2 tRNA genes and 2 rRNA genes are annotated in these 1,478 nt (G+C 50.1%); all 4 read left to right on the top strand.

Features of this window, described 5'->3' with window-relative positions:
* Positions 1 to 402: ribosomal RNA gene (locus ACLJXE_RS24265) — 16S ribosomal RNA — on the top strand; the annotation flags it as partial.
* Between the two features lie 71 nt (positions 403 to 473).
* Positions 474 to 550, top strand: a tRNA-Ile gene (locus ACLJXE_RS24270).
* A 107-nt stretch (positions 551 to 657) separates the two neighbouring features.
* A tRNA-Ala gene (locus ACLJXE_RS24275) sits at positions 658 to 733 on the top strand.
* A gap of 205 nt (positions 734 to 938) precedes the next feature.
* Positions 939 to 1,478: ribosomal RNA gene (locus ACLJXE_RS24280) — 23S ribosomal RNA — on the top strand; the annotation flags it as partial.

The raw sequence follows: 1,478 nt of genomic DNA on the forward strand, positions 1-1,478 counted from the left end.
CGGGAACTCAAAGGAGACTGCCAGTGATAAACTGGAGGAAGGTGGGGATGACGTCAAGTCATCATGGCCCTTACGAGTAGGGCTACACACGTGCTACAATGGCATATACAAAGAGAAGCGACCTCGCGAGAGCAAGCGGACCTCATAAAGTATGTCGTAGTCCGGATTGGAGTCTGCAACTCGACTCCATGAAGTCGGAATCGCTAGTAATCGTGGATCAGAATGCCACGGTGAATACGTTCCCGGGCCTTGTACACACCGCCCGTCACACCATGGGAGTGGGTTGCAAAAGAAGTAGGTAGCTTAACCTTCGGGAGGGCGCTTACCACTTTGTGATTCATGACTGGGGTGAAGTCGTAACAAGGTAACCGTAGGGGAACCTGCGGTTGGATCACCTCCTTACCTTAAAGAACCGACCTTTGTAGTGCTCACACAGATTGTCTGATGAAAATTAGCAGTAAGAAAATCTCTGCAGGCTTGTAGCTCAGGTGGTTAGAGCGCACCCCTGATAAGGGTGAGGTCGGTGGTTCAAGTCCACTCAGGCCTACCAAATTCGCTCCCGTGCTGCGTTGTGAAATAACTCGCATACTTCAGTATGCTTCGTCATTCCACGCCTTGCCCGGAACCGAATTGCGGTAAATGAGATTTAACGTCGATGGGGCTATAGCTCAGCTGGGAGAGCGCCTGCTTTGCACGCAGGAGGTCTGCGGTTCGATCCCGCATAGCTCCACCATCTTTACTGCAAAAAACAAGAAAACTTCAGAGTGTACCTGAAAAGGTTCACTGCGAAGTTTTGCTCTTTAAAAATCTGGATCAAGCTGAAAATTGAAACGACACACTGTTTCATTTCTCCGTAATAAGAAATGAAAAGCGGTGTGTTCGAGTCTCTCAAATTTTCGCAACACGGTGGTGTTTTACGAAACATCTTCGGGTTGTGAGGTTAAGCGACTAAGCGTACACGGTGGATGCCCTGGCAGTCAGAGGCGATGAAGGACGTGCTAATCTGCGATAAGCGTCGGTAAGGTGATATGAACCGTTATAACCGGCGATTTCCGAATGGGGAAACCCAGTGTGTTTCGACACACTATCATTACGTGAATACATAGCGTAATGAAGCGAACCGGGGGAACTGAAACATCTAAGTACCCCGAGGAAAAGAAATCAACCGAGATTCCCCCAGTAGCGGCGAGCGAACGGGGAGCAGCCCAGAGTCTGAATCAGCATGTGTGGTAGTGGAACGGTCTGGAAAGTCCGACGGTACAGGGTGATAGTCCCGTACACAAAATCACACATACTGTGAACTCGAAGAGTAGGGCGGGACACGTGGTATCCTGTCTGAATATGGGGGGACCATCCTCCAAGGCTAAATACTCCTGACTGACCGATAGTGAACCAGTACCGTGAGGGAAAGGCGAAAAGAACCCCGGCGAGGGGAGTGAAAAAGAACCTGAAACCGTGTACGTACAAGCAGTGGGAGC

The organism is Citrobacter sp. U14242, assembly GCF_046555775.1.
Classification (GTDB): domain Bacteria; phylum Pseudomonadota; class Gammaproteobacteria; order Enterobacterales; family Enterobacteriaceae; genus Citrobacter.